Consider the following 4466-nt stretch of genomic DNA (forward strand, 5'->3'; position numbering starts at 1 on the left):
GTCGAGGGTCTGGTGTATATGGATCTGCGCGAGTTCGACAAGGCCGAGCAGGCGTTTCAGCGTTCCCTGCGCTTGAATCCGACCGACCCTGATGCCAATCACAACTACGGTTGGTATCTGTGCAATCGCCGAAGCAAATACGCCGAGTCGCAAAAATACTTTGTCGAAGCGGTGAAGAATCCGCTGTACACCACCCCGCAAAAATCGCTGCAACAGGCGGGAATCTGCGCGCACAAGGGCGGTGACAAGGCGGCCGCCGAAGATTATCTGCGCCAGGCCGACCGGATTCAGCCCAATAACCCGGAAACGCTGCTGGGTTTGGCGCGCTTGGTGTACGAGCGCGGCGATCTGGCAGCTGTCCGCACCTTGCTGACTCGCGAAGCCAAACTCGGAACGCCATCGGCGGAAGCGCTGTGGCTCAATGTGCGTATCGAGCACAAACTGGGCAATGCCGAAGCTTCGGCCGGCTTTGCCAAGGAATTGCGTACCCGTTTCCCGGACAGCGACGAAGCGCTGCGCCTGGCCAAGGGTCAATTTGATTAACTCACTAGAAAAGCATGACCGCCCGATCGCGACCATGACTCAAGACGATATCCACTTGCAGACCGAAAGCTTAGCCGCACCCACCCAGCCACAGGGGGCAGGTGCCATACTGGCTGCTCACCGGCAACAGGCAGGCCTGTCCATCGATGATGTGGCGACCAAGCTCAAGCTGGCAAAACGCCAGGTCGAGGCGCTAGAGGCCGATAATTTCGGCCAGCTGCCCGGCAATACCTTTGTGCGCGGTTTTGTGCGCAACTATGCTCGTCTGCTGGAAATAGACTCGCAGCCCTTGCTCAACTATCTGGCCCTACATCTGCCGGCCGAGGCGCCACAGGCGGCCCTGCCGCGCTTGCAGGATGAGGCGATGCCGATGCTGCGCCCCGGCGGTAGCGGCAATCGTCCGCTGATGATGCTGGGCTTGCTGGCCTTGCTCGGGCTGATTCTCTTGATCGGCGGCGCGGCTTGGTTCCTCGAGAACGCCCGCCGCGAGCCACAGCTCACCGTTAACAGTCTTGCGGCAGACCATCAGGTGGCCGCGCCTGCCACCCCGGCCCTTACCATCGCCCCGGTGGCTGTTCCACCTCCCGCAGCGGCTGCCGAGCCGGCGGCGGCAGCCCATACTGGCACGTCGCCTTTGCCGAACCAGCCAGCTCCGGCGGTGGATGGTGCAACGCCGGCTGCGGCAAACACCGCCCAGCCGGTGCCTGCCAGCAGTGCGCCTGTACCGGCAAGTGTTCCGGCGGCTATTGCAGCACCGAGTTCTGCGCCTGCTCCGACACCGGCATCGACACCGGTGGAGCCAAAGGATGCCGTTCATGGCCAGGCTGGAGACATCCGTTTGCAAACCCGCGACAACAGCTGGGTGCAGATCACCGATGCAGCGGGCAAGGTGCTGATCAAGGAAAACGTCAAATCGGGCGAAACGCGCAATCTCAATGGCAAGCCGCCATTCCAGGTGCGCATCGGCAATGCCCGCCATACCGATCTGTTTTACAAGGGCCAGCAGACCGATCTGGCGCCCTATCTCAAGGGTGATGTCGCCACCCTGGAATTGAAGTAGACAGCATGAATCAGCTTCCCCGTCGAATCTCGCATCGTGTTCTGGTCGGCCATGTCGCAGTCGGCGGCGGCGCGCCGGTGGTGGTCCAGTCGATGACCAATACCGACACCGCCGATGCGATTGGTACAGCACAGCAGGTGTTCGAATTGTGGCAGGCCGGCTCCGAGATTGTGCGTATCACCGTCAACTCGCCGGAGGCCGCCGCCCAGGTGGCGAGTATCCGCAGACAGCTCGATGCCATGGGTTGCGATGTGCCGCTGGTGGGCGACTTTCACTACAACGGCCACAAGCTGCTCACGCAGTATCCGGACTGTGCGGCAGCCTTGGCCAAATACCGTATCAACCCCGGCAATGTCGGCAAGGGCAGCAAACGCGACGAGCAGTTCGCCGCCATGATCGAAACCGCCATTCAGTACGGCAAGCCGGTACGGATCGGCGTGAACTGGGGCAGTCTCGATCAGGCCAAGATGGCGCGGATGATGGATGAGAATGCCAAGCTGGCCGAGCCTCTGTCGCCTGACGCCTTGATGCGCGAAGCGCTGATCCAGTCGGCGCTGGAGAGCGCAGCCCAGGCCGAAGCACTGGGCCTGCCCTCTGATCGCATCTGTATTTCCTGCAAGGTGAGCAATGTGCAGGACCTGATCGCGGTGTACCGCGATCTGGGTGCCCGTTGCGCCTACCCGCTGCACCTAGGCCTGACCGAGGCCGGCATGGGCTCCAAGGGCATTGTCGCCTCGACGGCGGCACTGGCGATCCTGTTGCAAGAGGGCATAGGCGACACCATCCGGGTGAGTCTGACGCCGGAACCCGGTGAGGCGCGGACCAAGGAAGTCGTAGTGGCGCAGGAAATCCTGCAGACCATGGGCATCCGCTCTTTCACCCCCCTGGTGACCGCCTGTCCCGGCTGCGGCCGCACCACCTCGACCTATTTCCAGGAGCTGGCGCAAAAAATTCAGCGCTATCTGCGGGAACAAATGCCGGTATGGCGTAGCCAATACCCCGGCGTCGAGACCCTGAACGTGGCGGTAATGGGCTGTGTGGTCAACGGACCGGGCGAATCCAAGCTGGCCAATATCGGCATCAGCCTGCCCGGTACCGGCGAAGTGCCGGTGGCGCCGGTGTTTGTCGACGGCGAGAAAACCGTGACGCTGAAGGGCGAGGGCATTGCCGAGGCCTTCCAGGCCATTGTTGACGATTATGTGCGCAGCAATTACGCCGAAGGCGGCAAATTGCGCCGCGCAAGCAAGATCATTCCTGTGAAGGCTGTTTGACTGATGGCTGACAAGTTTCAAAGCATCAAGGGTTTTTACGACATCCTGCCCGGCGACAGTGCACTGTGGCACAAGCTGGAGCGAACCGTCAGCGAGGTGTTCGGCCAGTATGGCTACCGCTATATCCACCTGCCCATCGTCGAGCCCACTGGCCTCTATGTGCGCGGTGTCGGTGAGCATACCGATATCGTCGAAAAAGAGATGTATTCCTGGACCGATGCACTCAATGGCGACAAGCTGACCTTGCGGCCGGAGGGCACGGCCGGATGCGTGCGCGCGGTGATCGAGCATAGCCTCACTTACAACGGCCCGCAGCGCCTGTGGTACCTCGGCCCGATGTTCCGCCACGAGAATGTGCAGAAGGGACGCCAGCGCCAGTTTCACCAGGCCGGCATCGAGGCTTTCGGCCATGAAGGCCCGGATGTCGATGCCGAGCAGATGATCCTGCTGGCGCGCTTGTGGAAGGAAGTCGGCATTGCCGATGTCGAGTTGCAGATCAATACCATTGGCGATGCGGATGAGCGCGCCGCCTATCGGCAAACCCTGATCGACTATTTCGAGCGGCATGGTGATTTGCTGGATGAGGATGCCAAGCGCCGCCTGCACGCCAATCCGATGCGGATTCTCGATAGCAAGAACCCGCGCATGCAGGACATGATCGAAGCGGCACCCAAACTGTTCGACGTGCTTGGTGCCGCCAGCCGCAGCCATTACGACGGTCTGTGCCAGCTGCTGAGCGATGCCGGTATCGCCTACCGGCACAATACCCGCTTGGTTCGCGGGCTCGATTACTACAACCGCAGCGTATTCGAATGGGTGACCACCCGTCTGGGCGCGCAAGGCACCATCGCTGCGGGCGGTCGTTACGACTCCCTGGTCGAAACGCTGGGTGGCAAGCCGACCAAGGCCTGTGGCTTTGGCATGGGCATGGAACGGGTGATGTTGCTGATGCAGGAGTATGGCGTCACCGCCAGCGATGCCCCCGATGTCTATCTGGTCAATGCCGGTGAGGCGGCCCAGCGCCAAGCGCCGCAGATTGCCGAGCGCTTGCGTGATCAGGGCCTGGCGGTGGCCGTGCATGCCGGTGGCGGTAGCTTCAAGTCGCAGATGAAGAAGGCCGATGGTTCGGGCGCCCGCTTTGCAGTGATCGTGGGTGATGAAGAGGCGGCAGCCGGAACGGCTACGCTCAAGCCGCTGCGCGATGGCGGCGAGCAGCAGACGCTGGCGCTCGATGCCTTGCTGGCGGTGTTGCGGGGTTGATTCATGCATGAGCCTGCCAAGCTCAAGGTGTCGATTCGCCTGTTTGCGCTGAATGTACTCGGTGCAGTATTGGCAGCGGCCGGCGTCTACTATCTGGCACTTGGCAACTGGCTCGGCGCAGCCTTGCTGGTGACGGGGGGAGCGCTGGTGACGGTGTTTATGGTTGATCTTTTCAAACGTATCGGTGCGCTGCAACGCGCACTCAGGCAACAAGACGGAAACCAAGGATAGCAAGATGGCGGCTTTTGATTTGCAGGAACAGGAACAGATAGACGAGCTGAAGGCCTGGTGGGCCAAATGGGGCTGGCTGGTCAGCACCAGCCTGGTCGCCG

Annotated in this window: 5 protein-coding genes; all 5 read left to right on the forward strand. The window is 61.6% G+C overall.

The window, feature by feature from the left end; translation table 11 throughout:
* Positions 1–543: type IV pilus biogenesis/stability protein PilW (gene pilW, locus ACE3OH_RS19835; protein ID WP_374357238.1), on the forward strand; the 543-nt coding region annotated here is incomplete at its 5' end.
* A 34-nt stretch (positions 544–577) separates the two neighbouring features.
* Positions 578–1603 carry a helix-turn-helix domain-containing protein gene (locus ACE3OH_RS19840; RefSeq protein ID WP_374357241.1) on the forward strand — a complete coding sequence of 342 codons (1026 nt, stop codon included), beginning with the start codon at positions 578–580 and terminating at the stop codon, positions 1601–1603.
* 5 nt (positions 1604–1608) lie between these two features.
* On the forward strand, positions 1609–2874 hold the full coding sequence (gene ispG / locus ACE3OH_RS19845) for a flavodoxin-dependent (E)-4-hydroxy-3-methylbut-2-enyl-diphosphate synthase (RefSeq protein ID WP_374357243.1): 1266 nt from the start codon (positions 1609–1611) through the stop codon (positions 2872–2874).
* A gap of 3 nt (positions 2875–2877) precedes the next feature.
* Positions 2878–4134 (forward strand): histidine--tRNA ligase, encoded by a 1257-nt coding sequence (hisS, locus tag ACE3OH_RS19850; protein WP_374357245.1) that lies wholly within the window; start codon positions 2878–2880, stop codon positions 4132–4134.
* 3 nt (positions 4135–4137) lie between these two features.
* A complete protein-coding gene (locus tag ACE3OH_RS19855; RefSeq protein WP_374357247.1) occupies positions 4138–4365 on the forward strand; it encodes a hypothetical protein in 228 nt (75 codons plus the stop codon).
* The last annotated feature ends 101 nt before the right edge of the window (positions 4366–4466 follow it).

This window comes from Chitinimonas sp. (assembly GCF_041904975.1).
Lineage (GTDB): Bacteria > Pseudomonadota > Gammaproteobacteria > Burkholderiales > Chitinimonadaceae > Chitinimonas.